The organism is Oricola indica (assembly GCF_019966595.1).
GTDB classification, from domain to species: Bacteria; Pseudomonadota; Alphaproteobacteria; order Rhizobiales; family Rhizobiaceae; genus Oricola; species Oricola indica.
In genome coordinates this window covers 577584-595071 of record NZ_JAINFJ010000002.1, presented here as the reverse complement: position 1 = coordinate 595071, position 17488 = coordinate 577584, and the positions used below count along the sequence as shown (strand labels likewise).

At 62.0% G+C, this 17488-nt stretch carries 19 protein-coding genes, 1 tRNA gene and 1 pseudogene; 11 read left to right on the top strand and 10 right to left on the bottom strand.

Annotated features, from left to right (window positions below; all coding sequences use genetic code 11):
* From LC343_RS08350 to argB, 3 genes are all read right to left on the bottom strand, one after another.
* Positions 1 to 402 carry a carboxymuconolactone decarboxylase family protein gene (locus LC343_RS08350; protein ID WP_223476639.1) on the bottom strand — a complete coding sequence of 134 codons (402 nt, stop codon included), beginning with the start codon at positions 400 to 402 and terminating at the stop codon, positions 1 to 3.
* Positions 399 to 791: a MerR family transcriptional regulator gene (locus LC343_RS08345; RefSeq protein ID WP_223476638.1), complete on the bottom strand. Its 393-nt coding sequence runs from the start codon at positions 789 to 791 to the stop codon at positions 399 to 401. Before LC343_RS08345 ends, LC343_RS08350 begins: the two co-directional genes overlap by 4 nt.
* A 95-nt stretch (positions 792 to 886) precedes the next feature.
* Positions 887 to 1795 (bottom strand): acetylglutamate kinase, encoded by a 909-nt coding sequence (gene argB, locus LC343_RS08340; RefSeq protein ID WP_223476637.1) that lies wholly within the window; start codon positions 1793 to 1795, stop codon positions 887 to 889.
* Between the two features lie 116 nt (positions 1796 to 1911).
* Between argB and LC343_RS08335 the strand changes: the two genes are divergently transcribed.
* The 4 genes from LC343_RS08335 to msrB all read left to right on the top strand — a co-directional run bounded on the left by LC343_RS08335 (position 1912) and on the right by msrB (position 4466).
* On the top strand, positions 1912 to 2490 hold the full coding sequence (locus LC343_RS08335) for a sigma-70 family RNA polymerase sigma factor (RefSeq protein ID WP_223476746.1): 579 nt from the start codon (positions 1912 to 1914) through the stop codon (positions 2488 to 2490).
* Entirely contained in the window at positions 2487 to 3203 is a 717-nt protein-coding gene (locus LC343_RS08330; RefSeq protein WP_223476636.1) for an anti-sigma factor, read from the top strand. The genes LC343_RS08335 and LC343_RS08330 overlap by 4 nt, the downstream gene beginning before the upstream one ends.
* 165 nt (positions 3204 to 3368) lie before the next feature.
* The gene (locus LC343_RS08325) at positions 3369 to 3845 is read left to right on the top strand and encodes a fasciclin domain-containing protein (protein ID WP_238484232.1); all 477 of its coding nucleotides are present in this window, start codon (positions 3369 to 3371) and stop codon (positions 3843 to 3845) included.
* A gap of 132 nt (positions 3846 to 3977) precedes the next feature.
* The gene (gene msrB / locus LC343_RS08320) at positions 3978 to 4466 is read left to right on the top strand and encodes a peptide-methionine (R)-S-oxide reductase MsrB (RefSeq protein WP_223476634.1); all 489 of its coding nucleotides are present in this window, start codon (positions 3978 to 3980) and stop codon (positions 4464 to 4466) included.
* 3 nt (positions 4467 to 4469) lie between these two features.
* Here msrB and yihA read toward each other — a convergent pair whose 3' ends face one another.
* From yihA to rpmH, 6 genes and pseudogenes are all read right to left on the bottom strand, one after another.
* Complete coding sequence (gene yihA, locus LC343_RS08315) at positions 4470 to 5135, bottom strand: ribosome biogenesis GTP-binding protein YihA/YsxC (protein ID WP_428982519.1); 666 nt, start codon at positions 5133 to 5135, stop codon at positions 4470 to 4472.
* Between the two features lie 160 nt (positions 5136 to 5295).
* Entirely contained in the window at positions 5296 to 5820 is a 525-nt protein-coding gene (locus LC343_RS08310; protein ID WP_223476744.1) for a fasciclin domain-containing protein, read from the bottom strand.
* Positions 5821 to 5880: 60 nt separating this feature from the next.
* Positions 5881 to 6456: pseudogene (locus tag LC343_RS08305) on the bottom strand (fasciclin domain-containing protein); the annotation flags it as partial.
* Between the two features lie 146 nt (positions 6457 to 6602).
* On the bottom strand, positions 6603 to 8417 hold the full coding sequence (gene yidC, locus LC343_RS08300) for a membrane protein insertase YidC (protein ID WP_223476633.1): 1815 nt from the start codon (positions 8415 to 8417) through the stop codon (positions 6603 to 6605).
* Positions 8407 to 8841: a ribonuclease P protein component gene (rnpA, locus tag LC343_RS08295; RefSeq protein WP_223476632.1), complete on the bottom strand. Its 435-nt coding sequence runs from the start codon at positions 8839 to 8841 to the stop codon at positions 8407 to 8409. The genes yidC and rnpA overlap by 11 nt, the downstream gene beginning before the upstream one ends.
* A gap of 20 nt (positions 8842 to 8861) precedes the next feature.
* Positions 8862 to 8996 (bottom strand): 50S ribosomal protein L34, encoded by a 135-nt coding sequence (gene rpmH / locus LC343_RS08290; protein WP_223476631.1) that lies wholly within the window; start codon positions 8994 to 8996, stop codon positions 8862 to 8864.
* A gap of 335 nt (positions 8997 to 9331) precedes the next feature.
* Here rpmH and LC343_RS08285 point away from each other — a divergent pair, with 335 nt between their 5' ends.
* From LC343_RS08285 to LC343_RS08265, 5 genes are all read left to right on the top strand, one after another.
* Positions 9332 to 10084, top strand: coding sequence for a TVP38/TMEM64 family protein (locus tag LC343_RS08285; RefSeq protein ID WP_223476743.1), 753 nt, complete (start codon positions 9332 to 9334; stop codon positions 10082 to 10084).
* A 34-nt stretch (positions 10085 to 10118) separates the two neighbouring features.
* Positions 10119 to 11543 (top strand): dihydrolipoyl dehydrogenase family protein, encoded by a 1425-nt coding sequence (locus tag LC343_RS08280; protein ID WP_223476630.1) that lies wholly within the window; start codon positions 10119 to 10121, stop codon positions 11541 to 11543.
* Between the two features lie 27 nt (positions 11544 to 11570).
* Positions 11571 to 13079, top strand: a complete 1509-nt coding sequence (locus tag LC343_RS08275; RefSeq protein ID WP_223476629.1) for a sensor histidine kinase — start codon at positions 11571 to 11573, stop codon at positions 13077 to 13079.
* A gap of 146 nt (positions 13080 to 13225) precedes the next feature.
* Positions 13226 to 13302: transfer RNA gene (locus tag LC343_RS08270), tRNA-Arg, on the top strand.
* Positions 13303 to 13390: 88 nt separating this feature from the next.
* Positions 13391 to 13669 (top strand): hypothetical protein, encoded by a 279-nt coding sequence (locus tag LC343_RS08265; protein WP_223476628.1) that lies wholly within the window; start codon positions 13391 to 13393, stop codon positions 13667 to 13669.
* An 18-nt stretch (positions 13670 to 13687) separates the two neighbouring features.
* Here LC343_RS08265 and LC343_RS08260 read toward each other — a convergent pair whose 3' ends face one another.
* On the bottom strand, positions 13688 to 13921 hold the full coding sequence (locus LC343_RS08260) for an integrase core domain-containing protein (protein ID WP_428982518.1): 234 nt from the start codon (positions 13919 to 13921) through the stop codon (positions 13688 to 13690).
* Positions 13922 to 14478: 557 nt separating this feature from the next.
* Between LC343_RS08260 and LC343_RS08255 the strand changes: the two genes are divergently transcribed.
* Together LC343_RS08255 and LC343_RS08250 are read left to right on the top strand one after the other, a co-directional pair.
* Positions 14479 to 16209 carry a DeoR family transcriptional regulator gene (locus LC343_RS08255; protein ID WP_223476627.1) on the top strand — a complete coding sequence of 577 codons (1731 nt, stop codon included), beginning with the start codon at positions 14479 to 14481 and terminating at the stop codon, positions 16207 to 16209.
* 46 nt (positions 16210 to 16255) lie between these two features.
* Positions 16256 to 17461 carry an ABC transporter substrate-binding protein gene (locus tag LC343_RS08250; RefSeq protein WP_223476626.1) on the top strand — a complete coding sequence of 402 codons (1206 nt, stop codon included), beginning with the start codon at positions 16256 to 16258 and terminating at the stop codon, positions 17459 to 17461.
* Positions 17462 to 17488 lie beyond the last annotated feature (27 nt).

Here is a 17488-nt window from a genome sequence, read left to right as displayed (position 1 = left end):
TCAGGCGGGTGCTGCGCGGCGCTCCTCGAACAGGGCGATCGCCGTGTTGAGCCCGTTGATCGCCGCCGGCATGCCGCCATAGACCGCCATCTGGTAGATCACTTCCAGAAGTTCGCGTTCGCTGGCGCCGGCGGCCAGCGCATGTTCGATATTGATCCGCAACTGCGGCCCTGTCTGGCCGCCAAGCGCGGTCAGCGCTGCGACGGTCGCGATCTGCCGCGTTTTCAGGTCCAGGCCGTCCCTTGCATAATAGCGGCCATAGGCCTGTTCGATCAGCGTCTCCGCGAAATCGGGGATGTGGCGGTCGTATCGGTCGGCCAGCGCGTCTTCGAGCGAAGGATTGATCGTCGCAATCACCTCGCGCCCGCGTTCGAGGGCGGTGGTATCGGTTGTGTTGGTCATCGGTGCGTTCCCGTTTTGCGGCGGTCTTCGGCGGCATGCTCCGCTTCGATCCGCTCGTAGTTTTCGATCTTGTGGTCGAGGAGGCCGAGGCAATCCTGCAACTCGGCGATGCGCGCCTTCACGACTTCGCGCTGGTCTTGCAGCATCCGGCGACGCGGCGCGGATGTTTCCACGCCCTCCCGGCGCATCCGCGCATAGTCGCGCATCTGCGAAAGAGGCATGCCGGTCGCCTTCAGTGCCTGAAGGAAGGAAATCCAGGCAAGAATGGTTTCGTCATAGTCCCGCCGTCCGCCGCTGCGGTGGGGCGGGTCGATGAGACCGATCTTCTCGTAGAAGCGCAGCGTGTCGATGCTGAGCCCGGTCCGGGCCGAAACGTCGCTGATTTTCATGCGGCATACTCCGGTTGCGCGCCGCAAATCCACGGCACGGTTCGAAGTCTACCGGCTGGAGTGAACTCCAGGTCAAGCGCCTGGAGTGATTTTTCTTATGCCTTGTCGTGGACGATCAGCGTGCCCGCGCCATGTTCGGTGAACAGTTCCAGCAGCACGGCATGGGCAACCTTGCCATTGACGATCACGACGCCCTTCACCCCGCGCTGGAGCGCCTCGATGCAGGTCTCGACCTTCGGGATCATGCCGCCGGAGATCGTGCCGTCCTTGATCAGCGCCCTGGCTTCAGAAACCGTCAATTCCTTGATCAGTTCGCCGTTCTTGTCGAGAACCCCCGGCACGTCGGTCAGGAACAGAAGGCGCGACGCTGCCAGCGAGCCGGCGATGGCGCCCGCGAACGTGTCGGCATTGATGTTGTAGGTGTGTCCGTCGCGGCCCGGCGCGACCGGCGCGATCACGGGGATCATTTCCGATTTCGCCAGCAGGTCGAGCAAGGTGCGATCGACCTCGACCGGTTCGCCGACATAGCCGAGATCGAGGATGCGCTCGATATTGCTGTCCGGGTCGGTCATCGTCTTGCGGGCCTTCTCGGCGAAGACCATGTTGCCGTCCTTGCCGCAGAGCCCGATCGCCCATTCGCCCGCCGCGTTGATCATCGCGACGATTTCCTTGTTGATCGACCCCGCCAGAACCATTTCGACGATCTCGACCGTGGCGCGGTCGGTGACGCGCAGTCCGCCCTCGAATTTCGACTCGATGCCCATTTTCTTGAGCATCGCGCCGATCTGCGGCCCACCGCCATGGATGACGACCGGATTGACGCCCGATTGCTTCAGCAGAGCGATATCCTGCGCAAAGGCCTGGCCGAGCGACGCGTCGCCCATGGCGTTGCCGCCATACTTCACCACGACTGTCTTGTTCTCGTAGCGCTGCATGTAGGGCAGCGCCTTGGCCAGAATATGCGCCTCGCTGGCGGGTGCTGTGGAGGAAGTGCTGTCACTCATCGAAAATGTTGTCCGATCATGTCTTCATTTACCCTTCCATTCGTCTATCTCCTTGTGCAGATTAGGGCAATTGCGGCGCGATGTTCGCAAGCGCCGCACCCGCCGGGACGCTGTCGATGCGTCCGCTGGCGAGGCACACAGGGAGAGGGCAGACGGACAACAGTCCCGAAATCGCCGGTTTGATCTCGCGGACGGCCCTTCGCGACCGTCCGGCATTCGCGCGTCTTTATGAGATGACGTCGCCGAAACTTTTTGCCGTCGCGCTTCGTATCCTCAAGAACAGGGCCGAAGCCGAAGACGCGTTACAGGAAATCTACGTCAAGGTCTGGAATCGCGCCGACCGGTTCGCCGGTGGCGGCTCGAGCCCTGTCGGCTGGCTGATCGCGATCGCGCGCAACCACGCAATCGACATATTGCGGGCGCGCCGCAGCGGTCACGACGATATCGAGGACCATGGTGAATTGGCCGATCGCGGCCCGTCGCCGGAAGCCTCCGCGGTTGCGGCGTCCGAGCGGCAGCGCCTGGACGACTGCCTCGGGCGTCTGGACGGGCCGAAGGCGGAGTCCGTGCGCGGCGCGTATCTGGAAGGGTATTCCTACCAGGAACTTGCCGAGCGATACGCGATACCGCTGAATACGATGCGGACCTGGCTGCGACGCAGTCTGATGAAGTTGAAAGAGTGTCTGGAAGAATGACGGACTCGATGGAACATGGTGACGGCGAACGCGACGACGACCTCGTCGCGGCCGAATATGTTCTGGGTGTTCTTCCCGCCGGGGAGCGCGCCGATGTCGCGCGCCGTATCGACACCGATCGCGATTTCGCCATGCTCGTTATCGGCTGGGAAACCCGCCTTTCCGGCATGAATGACGAATTCGGCGAGGCCGCGCCGCCCGCCCGCGCCTGGCGCGGGATCGAGGCCCGGCTGTTCCCCGCCGAAGCGGAGACGTCGCCGGTTCGCGCCGGTCTGATGCAAAGCCTGGCCTTCTGGCGCGGCCTGTCCTTTGCCGCGATCGCCGCGGCGGCGGTTCTGGCGGCGGTCGTTCTCACCGATATTCCGGTCACGCCGCCGGGCGAGGAACTTGTGGCATCGCTGTCCGCAGCGGATTCGGATGCGACCTTCCTTGCCGTCAAGAATATCGACGGCAGCGTTCGCATCACGCGGACCGGCGTCGAGCCGCCTTCCGGCCGCTCGCACGAATTGTGGGTTATCGTCGCCGACCGCGATCCGATCTCGCTCGGCCTGGTCACCCCGCAGGGCACAACCAGGACCGATCTTCCGCAGGATATCGCGCAACTGCCCGATGACGCGCTGACGCTGGCCGTCACGCTGGAACCCGAGGGCGGCGCGCCCGAGGGCAGGCCGACCGGTCCGGTGATCGCGGTCGGCCAACTGAAAAAAATCTGACGCGGCCGAAACTCTTAGGCCCGCCATCTCGTCTCCTCCCATATCCGCGCATGAAACGCGGGATGTAAAACAAGGAGACAAGCAGTGAAAAATATTTTGAGCACCATTGCCGTATCGACAGCGCTGACCGTCGCCTTCGCGACGCCGGGCCTCGCAGACAACCCGATGGTTGGCGGCGCTGCGATGTACGAGAACAAGAACATCGTCGAGAACGCGGTCAATTCGGCCGATCACACGACGCTCGTCGCGGCCGTCAAGGCTGCCGGTCTCGTCGAGACGCTGTCGGGCGAAGGTCCGTTCACCGTCTTCGCGCCGACCAACGCGGCGTTCGAGAAGCTGCCTGACGGCACGGTCGAAACGCTGCTGAAGCCGGAGAACAAGGATCAGCTTACCAAGATCCTGACCTGCCATGTCGTTGCCGCGGACGCCATGTCCGACGCCATCATGGGCATGATTTCCGACGATGGCGGCGCGCATCCGGTCAAGACCGTTGGCGGCTGCACCTTCACCGCGAAGATGGATGGCGACAACATCGTCATCGAGGACGGCCAGGGCAACGAGGCGACGGTGACCATTGCCGACGTCGACCAGTCCAACGGTGTCATCCACGTCATCGACACGGTTCTTCTCCCGGCGTCCTGATGTCCGGGATGGTTCCCGGCGCCACACTTGTCCCCCGCTGGCGCCGGGGACCTCACGAAATTGTTCAGAACCGTGATGTGCGCCGTCACGTTGCTGCGCATATATCACTGACAATCCAAGGAGGAATCCGCTATGAAAAGACGTACATTCATTGGCCTTGGCGCCGCAACGGCCTTTCTCGGCGGCGCATCGGTTTACGCCCTCGCGGCAGGTTCTGAAGGTGAGTTCGAAATCATGAAAAGCGAAGAGGAATGGCGCAAGATCCTGACGGACGATCAGTTCGCGGTCATGCGCAAGGAAGCGACGGAAAGGGCCTTTTCGAGCCCGCTCAACGACGAGAAGCGCGACGGCATATTCCATTGTGCCGCCTGCGACCTTCCGCTCTATTCCTCGGAGGCGAAATTCGACAGCGGCACCGGTTGGCCGAGCTTCTACGAGGCGCTACCCGATGCTGTCGCCAACAAGACGGATTTCAAGCTGATCTATCCGCGCAAGGAAGAACATTGCCGCCGCTGCGGCGGCCACCTGGGCCATGTCTTCAACGACGGCCCGCAGCCGACCGGCAAGCGCCACTGCATCAACGGCGTGGCGCTAACCTTCAAGCCGGGCGAAACCGCCTGAGGCTCATGACTGCGCGGCGGCGAGCATCGCCGCCCGCAGCTCTTCCAGACCGATATTCTTTTCAGACGAGGTCGCCAGGACCTCCGGAAACGCCGCCGGCCGCTTCTTGATGCGGTCGGCGGTTTCCGCATACATGCGCGGCACGCCCGCCTCCTTGATCTTGTCGATCTTGGTGAGCACCACCTGGTAGGACACGGCGGCCTTGTCGAGCAGGTCCATCACCTCCTCGTCGTTCTTCTTGACGCCATGCCGCGCGTCGATCAGCAGATAGACGCGTTTCAGCGTCACCCGACCCCGAAGATAGGAAAAGACGAGCTTCGTCCAGTTGTCGACCTGGGCCTTGGGCGCCTTGGCGAATCCGTAGCCCGGCATATCGACGATGGCGAGCGGCGGCAGGTCGTCGGCCGATCCCGCATGCCCAGCCGGCACGAAGAAGTTAAGTTCCTGGGTGCGGCCCGGCGTGTTGGACGTGCGCGCCAGGCCCTTCTTGGACACGACGGCATTGATCAGCGACGACTTGCCGACATTGGAGCGACCCGCAAAGGCCACCTCCGGCGGGCCTTCCGGCGGCAGGAATTTCATCGAGGGCACGCCGCGAATGAAGTCCCATTGCATGGGAAAGCTCGTGAGGCTGTCGGTCGTGTCTTGCGCGGAAGGTTCGCTGGTCATGCAGCGGGATTAAACGGTTCCGCCGCGTGATGAAAGCGCGAAACGCGATCGCGGGCCACAAGACCCGCATGCACGTAAAGCCCCACATGAAAAAGCCGGCTCCCCCGAAGGGGAACCGGCCGCCACGGCGCCTGGACTGGGGGTAGTCCGAAAGCGCTGCTTAGCTCGGAAGGAGAACGTCATCGACGACGTGGATCACGCCGTTCGACTGGTTCACGTTCGAGATCGTGACTTTCCCGGCGCCGCCTGCCTCGTCGAAGATATAGAGGCTGCGGCCCTTGATAACGGCGGTGAGTGCATCGCCGCTGACCGCGTTGAAGTTGTAGCGGCCGCCATGATTGCGGGCGCGGCGCATCAGTTCCTCGGCCGAGAGATCGCCGGCAACGACGTGTGCGGTCAGCACCTTGGTGAGCTGATCCTTGTTCTCCGGCTTCAGGAGCGTCTCGACGGTCCCGTCAGGCAGCTTGTCGAAGGCCGCGTTGGTCGGTGCGAAAACCGTGAACGGTCCTTCGCCCGACAGCGTCTCCACGAGGCCGGCGGCCTTGACCGCTGCGACGAGCGTCGTGTGATCGGCCGAATTGACCGCGTTCTCGACGATGGTCTTCGACGGATACATCGGAGCGCCGCCGACCGTGACGGTCTCTTCGTCCGCCATCGCGCTTTCGGCCATGGTGTCGTCGGCCATGTAGCCGTCGCCGCTGTCGTCCATGGCGGCGCTGTCGGACTCCATGCCGTCATCGGCCGCCGGCAGCAGCACGGTGTCAATCACGTGGATCACGCCATTCGACTGCTTGACGTCGGCGATGGTCACCGTCGCCTCGTTGCCCTGACCGTCGACGATGACGATGTTGTCGCCGCTCATCTTGGCTGTGAACGTGCAGCCGCCAACGGTCTTGACCGGGTGTTCGCCATTGTCATCCGCGATCATGCCCATGATGGCGTCGGACATGGCGTTGGCCGCAACGACATGACAGGTCAGGATCTTGGTCAGCTGATCCTTGTTTTCCGGTTTCAGCAGCGTTTCGACCGTGCCGTCAGGCAGCTTGTCGAACGCCGCGTTGGTCGGCGCGAAAACCGTGAACGGCCCTTCGCCGGACAACGTCTCGACAAGGCCGGCGGCCTTGACCGCGGCGACGAGCGTTGTGTGATCGGCCGAATTGACGGCGTTCTCGACGATGTTTTTCGTCGCAAACATCGGCGCGCCGCCGACCATCGGGCTTTCCTGGGCGATCGCTGTCACCGGGGCGAGCGCGGTCGCGGTGGCGCCGGTAAAGGCCAGCGCGGTCGAAAGAAACAGTGCTTTTGCGAATTTACTGGTCATTGGAAGAACCTCCTCTGTTGTCAGCTTCCGACCCATGGACGAGTGCAAACGCAAAAAAGTTTCATCCGGCTCGCGGCCATGCGCAAAACGGCAATAAAAAAGGCGGGCTCGAGGCCCGCCTTTCGGTATTGGTTGCGCAGGTGACGCTATTTGGCCGCGTCGGCCTTCTTCTTGCGGCCGAGCATCCCTCGAAGATTGTCCCAGAGTTCGATCTTGGCGCCGTTGCGCTTCATGATGGCGCCTTGCTGGATGATCGACAGGAAGTTGTTCCATGCCCAGTAGATCACGAGACCGGCCGGGAACGACGCCAGCATGAACATGAAGACGAGCGGCATCCAGTTGAAGATCATCGCCTGGGTCGGATCGGGCGGGGCCGGGTTCATGCGCATCTGCAGGAACATGGTCAGGCCCATGATCAGCGGCCAGACGCCGATCGCCAGGAAGGTGCCGAGGACCGGGATCGCCGCCGGATCGTAAGGCAGCAGGCCGAACAGGTTGAAGACATGCGACGGATCCGGCGCCGACAGGTCCTGGATCCATCCGAAGAAGGGCGCATGGCGCATCTCGATGGTGACGTAAAGCACCTTGTAGAGCGCGAAGAACACCGGAATCTGGATCAGCATCGGCCAGCAGCCGGCGACCGGGTTGATCTTCTCTTCCCGGTAGAGCTCCATCATGGCCTTTTGCATCTTCTCGCGGTCGTCGCCGAACTTTTCCTTCAGTTCCTGCATCTTCGGTTGAACGACCTTCATGCGCGCCATCGACCTGTACGACATGTTGGCCAGCGGGAAGAAGATCGCCTTGACGATAACCGTGGTGATCAGGATCGCGACGCCGAAATTGCCGAAGAGGTTGAACAGGAAGTCCAGCAGGTGAAACATCGGCCGTGTGATGAAGTGGAACCAGCCCCAGTCGATCAGCAGTTCGAACTGGCGGATGCCGTATTCGTCCTTGTAGGCGTCGAGCTGGCTCGACACCTTGGCGCCTGCGAAGAACAGGTTGTCGAAGGTCACGGTCTCGCCGGCATTGACCGCCACTGCGTCGGTCAGGAAATCCGACTGGAAGCGCGAGCGGTTGTCCGAGAAATAGGAAAAGCGCGGCTGGAACGTCTCGCCGCCGACCGGGATCAGCGCCGTCGCCCAGTATTTGTCGGTGATGCCGAGCCAGCCATCAGTCGATTTTCCGGGCTGAACCTGTCCGTCATCCTCGATGGCGTTGTATTTCAACTCGGTCAGGCCGTCTTCGCCGGTCACACCGATCAGGCCTTCGTGCAGAACGTAGATCGGCGGTTTCTCGGGCTTCGAATATCGGGTCACGCGGCCATATTCCTGCAGCGAGACGGCGCCGCCGGAAGTGTTCGTCACCGAATCCTCGATTTCGAACATGTACCGGTCGTCGATGGAGATCGTGCGCGTGAAGGTCAGGCCATTGGGCGCGGAATAGGTCAGTTCAACCGGCGTCGTCGGCGTCAGCGTCGCACCGTCCGCAACCTGCCAGATCGTGTCGGACTGCGGCGCACCCTCGAAACCGATATAGCCGAATTCGCCGATATAGCCCTGTGCGTCGCTCGACGGACGCAGCAGCGTGACGATGTCGGAGTCCTTTTCGATCGTCTCGCGATAATCCTTGAGCTTCAGGTCGTCGAAGCGCGCGCCGCGAAGATTGATCGAACCGGTCAGCGTCGGGGTCTCGACGGGGATGCGTCCTGCTTCGACCTCGGCCTCTGCCGCCGTTCCACCGGCCGGCGCCTCGGCGCCGGGCGTCGACGTTGCCTGCGGGAGCGATCCGTCGCTCGTTGCCGCTGGCGTGTCCTGCGTGGCCGTCTCGGGCTGTTGCGCCTGCAACTCAAGCTGCGCCTGTTTTTCGGCCTCGATTTTCGGTCCGATATAGAAAATCTGCCAAGCCGCGAGGATCACGACGGAAAGAATGATCGTGATGAACAGGTTGCGGTTATTTTCCATCGTGGGCTTTCCGGTCCTCTTTTGCGCCGTCTTGCCGACGCAGCAATTTTTCATTCGCCCGCGCGAGTGCCGATGAGACGTCGGAGCACAGGTCCTGGAACGGCGCGTCGAGCGCCTTGGGCGTTGAAACGATCACATAGTCATTTCCGACCGCCATGTCACCCGCGCCGAACAGCCGAACCGCTTCGCGGAGGCGGCGCTTGATGCGGTTGCGTTTCACGGCGTTTCCGTTGCGCCGGGATACGGTGAGACCGAGCCTCGGCTCATCGCCGTCGCTCCGCTTTGCCGCTTCAACAAGCACAAAAGCGCCGCGGACCCTGGTTCCGCGGCGCACTGCCAGAAATTCGGAGCGTTTGCGTAAAACGCCATACGGTCTTTGACCGCGCTGATCGGTCGCGCCGGCACTGTTCGCCGGTTCGCGCATCGAAGCGTCGCTTGGTGCGATCAGGCCGAAAGGCGCTTGCGGCCGCGTGCGCGACGGTTCGCGAGCACTTTGCGACCGCCGACCGTTGCCATGCGCGCACGGAAGCCGTGCCGGCGCTTGCGGACCAGTTTCGAAGGCTGATAGGTGCGTTTCATAGTCGTTTCCGCCGGAAAGGCGGCCCTTGTCTTGAACTTTTCGAATGGGACCCTGGTCTTCCGGCGATGCGCAATAAAGAAGCGCCGCCTGAGACGTGCCCGAGCGTTGCGCGCTTATCGTCCAAACGGCCCGTCAAGTCAATGCCCGTCGCAACTCGCAGGCAGGCCAAAACGCATCACGCGACCGTGAGCGCGAGGCATCGCGCGATCACGCCATGCGGCATCAATGGTTTGTGAATTGTTCTTTACCGGGCAGAACGCCAAATGCGGATCAACGACCCGTGCGAAACCGCGCGACACAGTCTAAGAGGGTATGGCCCGTGAGCGATGAGACAATGGACATGAACCGATCCGAACCGGGTGCCGGACGCGCCGGCGCCTGGAAGCGTTTTGCTCCGTTGGCGATCATCGTCGCCGGACTGGCCTTTGCCTACGCCATGGGCTGGCAGCGCTATTTCTCGCTCGCCTTTCTCGCGGAAAGCCGCGAAAGCCTGCTTGGCTTCGTGGAAGCCAATTACCTGCTGACGCTTGCCGGCTTCACGGGCCTTTACGCCCTGGCTGTCGCCTTTTCCTTTCCGGCCGCCTCGATCCTGACCATCTTCGCCGGGTTTCTCTTTGGCTGGTTCGTCGGTGGCGTCGTCGTCGCCTTTGCCGCGACCGCCGGCGCGACGGCGCTGTTTCTCGCCGCACGCAGCGCCTTCGGGGATTTCCTGCGCGAGAAGGTTGGTGGCCGCGTCAAGCGCCTCGCCGACGGGTTCGAGGAGAACGCCTTCTCGTTCCTGCTGGTCCTGCGTCTCGCGCCGGTCTTTCCCTTCTTCGTCATGAACATCGCCCCCGCGCTCTTCAATGTGCCTGTCCGCACCTATGTCGCGGCGACTTTCCTCGGCATTCTGCCGGGCACATTCGCCTATGCCTATCTCGGGGAGGGCGTGGATAGCGTCATCGTCAAGGCGCGCGAGGCCGGGGCGGAGGTGTCCGTCTCCGACCTCGTCACGCCGCAGATCACCATTGCCTTCGTCGCGCTGGCGGTGATCGCGGCGATCCCGCCGATCATCAAGCGGCTGCGCGCCGCGCGCCGGCCGTCCTGAAACGCCGGACGACGCAACCCGACTGGAGCTATCAATGCCGGAAACACTCAAACCCGATATCTGCGTCATCGGCGGCGGATCGGGCGGCCTGACGGTCGCCGCCGCGGCCGCCGCCTTCGGCGTCCCGGTCGTCCTTGTCGAGGGCGGCAAGATGGGCGGCGACTGTCTCAATTACGGCTGCGTCCCGTCCAAGGCCCTGATCGCGGCCGGCAAGACCGCTTCCACCATGCGTCACGCGGGCGAATTCGGCATTGCCCCTGTCGAACCGGACGTCGATTTTCCCGGCGTGATGGCGCATGTCCGCTCCGTGATCGAGTCGATCGCGCCGCATGATTCCGTCGAGCGCTTCACCGGGCTCGGTGTCCGCGTGATCGAGGACTATGGCCGTTTCACCGGTCCCGACACGCTGGTCGCGGGGGATTATGAGATCAAGCCGCGCCGCTTCGTCATCGCCACCGGATCGTCGCCCTTCGTGCCGCCGATCCCCGGCCTCGACACGGTGCCCTTCCACACCAACGAGACGATCTTCGAGAACACCGAAAAGCCCGAACATCTGATCGTCATTGGCGGTGGACCGATCGGCATGGAAATGGCGCAGGCGCATCGGCGGCTTGGCGCGCAGGTTACCGTGATCGAGGGTCTGAAGGCGCTTGGCAAGGACGATCCCGAACTGACCGAGATCGTGCTGGAGCGGCTGCGCGGCGAGGGGATTACCATCCATGAGGGCGCGAAGGTCACCGGCGTCTCGCGAGAAGGCGACAGGACGACCGTGCGTTACGAGAGCGATGAGGGCGAGGCGGAGGTCACGGGGACGCACCTCCTGGTCGCCACCGGACGCAAGCCGAATGTGGAGCGGCTAGACCTCGACAAGGCGGATGTTCGCCTCGACGGACGGGCTATCGCTGTGGATCGCGCGCTGCGGACCTCCAATAGTCATGTCTACGCCATCGGCGACGTCACCGGGGGCCTGCAATTCACCCATGTCGCGAGCTATCACGCGGCGCTTGTCATCCAGTCGATCCTGTTCCGCGTGCCGGGCAAGGAAAACCGCGACATCGTGCCCTGGGCGACCTACACCGATCCGGAGCTCGCACAGGTCGGCCTGACGGAGGAGGAAGCATCGGCGCGCAACCTTTCGCCGCAGGTGTTCCGCTGGTCCTATGCCGACAATGACCGCGCCCGCGCCGAGCGCAAGACAGACGGTCTCGTCAAGCTGGTCACAGACGGCAGGGGCCGCATTCTCGGCGCGGGTATCGCCGGCGCCGGCGCCGGCGAGATGATCAACATCTTCGCGCTGGCCGTGGCGAAGAAGATGAAGGCATCCGACATCCGCGCCTACATTCCGCCTTATCCAACCATGACCGAAATGGCCAAGCGTGCCGCGACCGCCTATTCGGCCCCGGCGACCCGCAATCCGTGGGTGCGCAGGCTGATCGTATTTCTGCGCCGTTTCGGATAACATGCGGGCCATGAGGATGTGCACGCCATGAGCGAAACGGACGCGGCGAAGAAGGGCAAGGCCCTGCTCGAGACCCGGGCGGAGCTTCGGCCGGCCCGTCGCCTGTCGGCGAAGATCCTGCTTCTCACCATCCTGTTCGTCATGATCGCGGAAGTGCTGATCTTCGTGCCGTCGGTCGCGAATTTCCGCATGACATGGCTCGCGGGCAAGGTGAACACCGCGGCGGCGGCGAGCGTGCTGATCGCGTCCGACGCCGATATCGAACTGCCCCTCCAGGCGCAGGATGACGTGCTGATGGCGACCGGGGCCAAGGCGATCGCCCTGAAACTCGGCGAGCGCTCGCGGTTCATCCGGCTGACGGACACGATGCCGGAGATCCATGACGAGGTGAATGTCGCCGAGTTCAGCGCATTTGCCGCCATCCGCGACACGTTCGACACGCTGCTGTTCGGCGGCGATCGCTATATCCGGGCCTACGGCCCGATCGGCGACAGCGACAACATGATCGAACTGGTTCTCCCCGATGCGCCGCTGCGCGCCGCCATGCTCATCTATGCACGCAATGTTGCGGTCCTGTCGCTGATCATTTCGCTGATCACCGCCAGCCTTGTCTTCCTCGCGATCAACCGCATCGCAATCCGTCCGATCCGGCGGATGACGCAGTCGATGCTGACCTTCTCGATGACGCCGGAAAGTCCCGACGCGATCATCGCGCCGTCGAAGCGTGGCGATGAGATCGGTATCGCCGAGCGCGAGCTGGCCGCGATGCAGGGGCAGTTGCAGGAAACGCTGAAGAGCCAGAAACGCCTCGCCGATCTCGGCCTCGCCGTCTCCAAGATCAATCACGACATGCGCAACATTCTCGCTTCCGCGCAGCTGATGTCGGACCGGTTGGGCTCGGTCTCCGATCCCGCCGTGCAGCGTTTCGCGCCGAAACTGATGCGCACGCTGGGCCGCGCGGTCAGCTATTCGGAGAACGTCCTGTCCTACGGGCGCGCCGGCGAGGCCGCGCCGAACCGGCGTCGCGTCAAGCTCGCGCCGATTGTCCTGGATGTCGAGGAACTGCTCGGGATCGATCCGGCATCGGGCATAGAGTTTTCGGCGAGCATCCCGGATGATTTCGAACTCGATGCCGACAGCGAGCAGCTTTTTCGGGTTCTGATGAATCTCTGCCGCAACGCCGTCGAGGCGATGCGCGGCGACACCGATCCCGCGACCGTCAAGCGCCTCTCCGTCACCGCCGCACGCATGGGCACGACGGCGCTGATCGGCGTGGAAGATACGGGCCCCGGCCTGCCCGCCAAGGCGCGCGAGAACCTGTTTTCCGCCTTCAAGGGCTCGGCACGCGCCGGCGGCACGGGGCTGGGCCTCGCAATCGCGCAGGAACTGGTGCGCGCTCATGGCGGAACGCTGGAACTGCGCGACGATCGCGGCATCGGCACGCATTTCGAGATCAGGCTCCCCGACGCCCCCGTATCGCTGGAACAGGAACGGGCGCGCCGCGTCCAGACACGGGGCACTGGCGGGCAAGGCTAGCCGAAATGCGGCCCGAAGCTCGCGAATTCGCGCAGCGACGCCTATCTGCTTTTTTCCACCGAAACGGCTTGAATTAACCCGCACAACAGACTAGGAAGCCGCTTCGACGCGATACGTCGCCGCAAGGCCATTCGTCATCGCGCTGCGCGCCCGTAGCTCAGCTGGATAGAGCACCAGACTACGAATCTGGGGGTCAGAGGTTCGAATCCTTTCGGGCGCGCCATTTTTCTACACTTTATCAAGCGGTTACAAAACAACGCCTTACTCTTTTTTATTGCTTGCACCCGCTGAGTCACCACGGAGTCGCCACCGTGACGCAGTTTTCCAGTGAGCCTTCCTCAAGAGAGTGGTTTCGCCGTGACGTTTTGGAGAACGGAGGATCGAAGATGCCAGGCAAGCGGCACAAGCTGGAAGATATTGTCACGAAGTTACCGCAGGTTGAGATGCTTTTCGGCAAGGGAGTTGCGCCCTGGATGCAATTCGCGAGCTTCGCACAATCGAAGCGACCTATTGTTGCGAGCGTAAACTGTGTGTCGGCATGGGAAACGCCAACTGAGCTGCTTCCATCTCTTGGACAGGATCTGGCGTAATTTAAGTTTCTCGTGCACCTACTGATCGGGTTGGTTGATATCATTTCTCTGCGAATAGAGCAGCGCCAGCGGCTTTCCGTCGAGGGCTGAACGAGGGCGCTGGTGGTTGTGGAATGTCATCCATTTCCGGATGGCCACCCTCGTCTCACAGTGGGTTTCCCAAACATGCAGATAGACGCACTCGTATTTCAGGGTCCGCCAGAGCCGCTCCATGAAGATGTTGTCGAGGAAGCGCCCTTTGTGGGCTCTCAAGAATGACGCCCAGTCCTTGTTGGTGAACTGCGAGTCCTGATCCGAGTGGGTCAGTCACTGGTCGATGACCGGCGACGGAAGTTTCATCCAGCCGCGACCGGAGCCCGGTTGGTATTCACACACTGAGCGGCGCAGGTTGAGCAATCGCCCGTCGCGCAAAGCGTTCATCTCGCGTAGTCGAACGGAATCGAAGCCGTCAGAGTTTTGTTTTCCGTTTCTCGCGATATGTCGAAGTGCTTCGAAGCGTGAAGCGGGATAGTTTTTTCAGAAACCGCCAGTCGTACATTCAGCGATAATTCTACGGCGTAAATCCTCCGGCCCCCTCTGCGTCCGTTGCATAAACAAAATCGATGGCCGGATTTTCCTTCGCCGGCCCCGGTCTATTCCGCCGCTTCCGTGGTCAACTTTTTACTCCGCCGATCTCAGAGTTAGCCTCCAATAAATTGATCAAAAATGATCAGTAAAACAACCATAACGGAAAAATACGCAAGCATATTGACTCGAAAAGAATCAAAATATAGAAATTGTGCATATTCTGGCCAATAAAGTGATCAAAAATGATCAAAGAGAAACGAGAAGAGCTGATCCTAGGGCTCCTGTGTGAGCAATCTGTCGTCTCTCTGAAGGAGATCGCAGGCGTTTGCGATGATGTTTCCTCGGTGACGTTGCGGCGGGATCTTGTTCGACTCGAGGAAGAGGGCAAGCTCACCCGTACGCGGGGTGGTGCGAAGCGCCTTAAGGCGGAGCAGAAGGGAGCGGATGCGCCGATAGTCGAGGGGGCGTCTCCCGGAGATTTCGATGCGCTGATTCTGCCGCCGGTCAAAGGCGCATGGGCGCATACCCTGCGGCAGCAGGCCATACGCAAGGGCGCGCTGCTTGTCGCGGAATCAGCGCCCCAACTCGGAGGGGTCTATCTCGGTCCGAGGAACTTCGCCGAAGCAAAGAAACTCGGTGTGCACGCGGCTCGCGAAATTCGCGCGGCGGGTGATCGTGCCGAGGTACTGCTCGTCGCTCTCGAAGGGTTGCAGAACACGCGAGAGAGGCTGAATGGCTTCCGTGAGGGTTTTGTCGAGGAATTCGGCGGCGGCGCCAATTTCAGGACAGTGAACGGTCGCGGGCTTCTCAAGGAAGTGATGCGCCAAGTCTCGGATGTGTTCGATGCGCACGCGGAGATCAATGTCGTTTTCGGCGTCAACGATCACACCATCCTCGCCACTTTGGAACTGGCCAAGCGTCACGACCTGTCCGTTTCTGGATATTCGGTCGGGGGCGAGGGCGGAAATCTGTTTTCCGAACTTGCCTCCGGCGGCTCGCTTCGCGCCGTCCTGGCTTTGTTTCCGGAGGTCGTCGGCAGCGTCGCTATCGACTCGATTTGCACGGTCTTCGACGGCGGAAGCATTGGCGAGGAAATCGTTACCCCGGCGCAAGTCATCACAGCGGACAATCTCGACAGCTTCTATCGGCATGAAGACGGGGTCTGGCAGATTGTTCCTGACGTCCGTCAATCCCTGGAGGCGCCGTTTTCCTACAAGGGACCCGGCATCGAGGGGCGGACAATCGGCTTCATGCTGCATTATCCCTCGCACGAGTGGTATCGCGGCCTCGCCGCCGCGATGCGGAGGCGGGCAGCCGAACTCGGCGCGACCCTTGTGACGCGAAATGCCGAAGACGAGGTTGCCGAGGAAATTCGGGCGATCAAACGTCAGATCGCCGCAGCGGCGGCCGATCTCATCCGTCCGGGCGAAGCGCTCCTTCTCGACGGCGGCGAATGCTCGCTTTACTTCGCCGAGGCGATCAAGGAAATCGGTCGCGACCTGAAGATCTATACCAACTCTCTAAGCGTTCTGGAGTGTCTTGCGGATGCCCGGAACCTGACGGTCTATCTGACCGGTGGCGAATATCGTGCCTCGACCCGATCCCTTGTGGGGCCGAGCGTCGGGTCTCTCTTGTCGACAATCCGTGTCGACCACGCCGTGATTTCACCGGACGGACTGTCTGCGGGATTCGGGCTGTCCTTCGATGACGAGCGTTCGGCGCTTGTCTGCGGGCGCTTTTGCGCCGCCGCGCGCAAGGTCCTCGTTCTGGCCGACCACAGCGTGGTCGGGCTGGAGGGAAGTGTGCAGGCCGCGCGTCTTACGGGCGAACACACCGTGATTACCGATGTCGGAACGCTCTCCGCGCATCGATTAGAGCTGTCCACGACCGGTTCGAGCGTCGTCGTCGCCGATGAGGGCGGCGAGATGAGCGACCCGGAGGAAATCGGGACGGAACAGAGAGTTGGAAATTAACCGAGTAACAAGGGAGGAAGTTTTGATTTCCAGGAAAACACTCAGCGTGGCGGTTCTCTCCGCCGGAACGATGCTGGCCGCACCCGTGGCCCATGCAGAACAGATTGTCCTGAAGTTCTGGGACAACCAGCAGACGGAATCCGGTCTGTCGGTATTCCAGCAGGAAGCGGTCAAGCGCTTCGAGGAGGAAAACCCTGACATCAAGGTCGAAGTGACGACGATACCCTATCCGGAGTATCAGCAGCGTCTTCTCACCGCCGTCCAGGCCGGTAACGGTCCGGATGTCTCGACCGTGGACCAGATCTGGAACGCCGCCTTTGCCGAGGCCGGAGCCATCCTGTCGCTCGACGACATGATCGAGGGCACGAGCATCAGCGGTGATGCGTTTTTCCCCGGTGCCTGGGAATCCGCCAATTACAATGGCAATCTCTGGGGCGTGCCTTTCAACGTCGATGTCTGGTTCTTTGCATTCGTCAACAAGGACCTCTTCGAGGAAGCAGGCGTCGACCCGGCAACGATTTCGACCTGGGAGGGGCTGGAAGCAGCAGCGCCCAAACTGACCGATCCGGCAACCGGTCGTTACGCGATCGGCCTGACGGGCAACAAGAGCGAGTACCCGGTCGTCATGACCAATTCGCTGATCTATTCGAATGGCGGCACGGTGCTTGACGAAAACGGCAAGTGCGCGTTGACGCAGCCGGAGGCGATCGAAGCGCTGGAATACTACAAGCGCATGGCTGAATACGCGCCGGCCGGTATCCTGAATGCGCCCAACGAGCCGATGCGCGAACTCTTCCTCAATGGAACGCTCGCCATCGAGCTTTGGCCCGCGCTCGAACAGCCGGCTCTCGAAAAATCCGAGATCGACTGGGACGTCTATGCCGGTTTCGCGCCGGAAGGAAAGACGGCGGTGGGTACGTTCGGCGGCTGGAACCTTGTCGTTTATAAAGGCACCGAGCATCAGGAAGCGGCGCTCAAATTCGTTGAGTTCATGACCCGCGAGGATGTGAACGGCGATGTCGTGGACCTCATTCCGGCCAATGTGAACGCGGCCTCGACCTTCCTGCAGGAAAACCGCGCAAAGCCGGACATGATGCTCGAGCATCTCAACAATGCGAAGCCGCGCCCGCTTTCGACGCAGTATCTGCAGGTCTCCGAGATCCAGCAGAACATGGTGCAGAACTTCCTATCCGGATCGGCGTCCGTAAGCGATGCGGCTGCCGCCGCATGTGCGGCGATCGACGGTCTGTAACCAAATGAGGCTTCGCCGGGCGCTGAC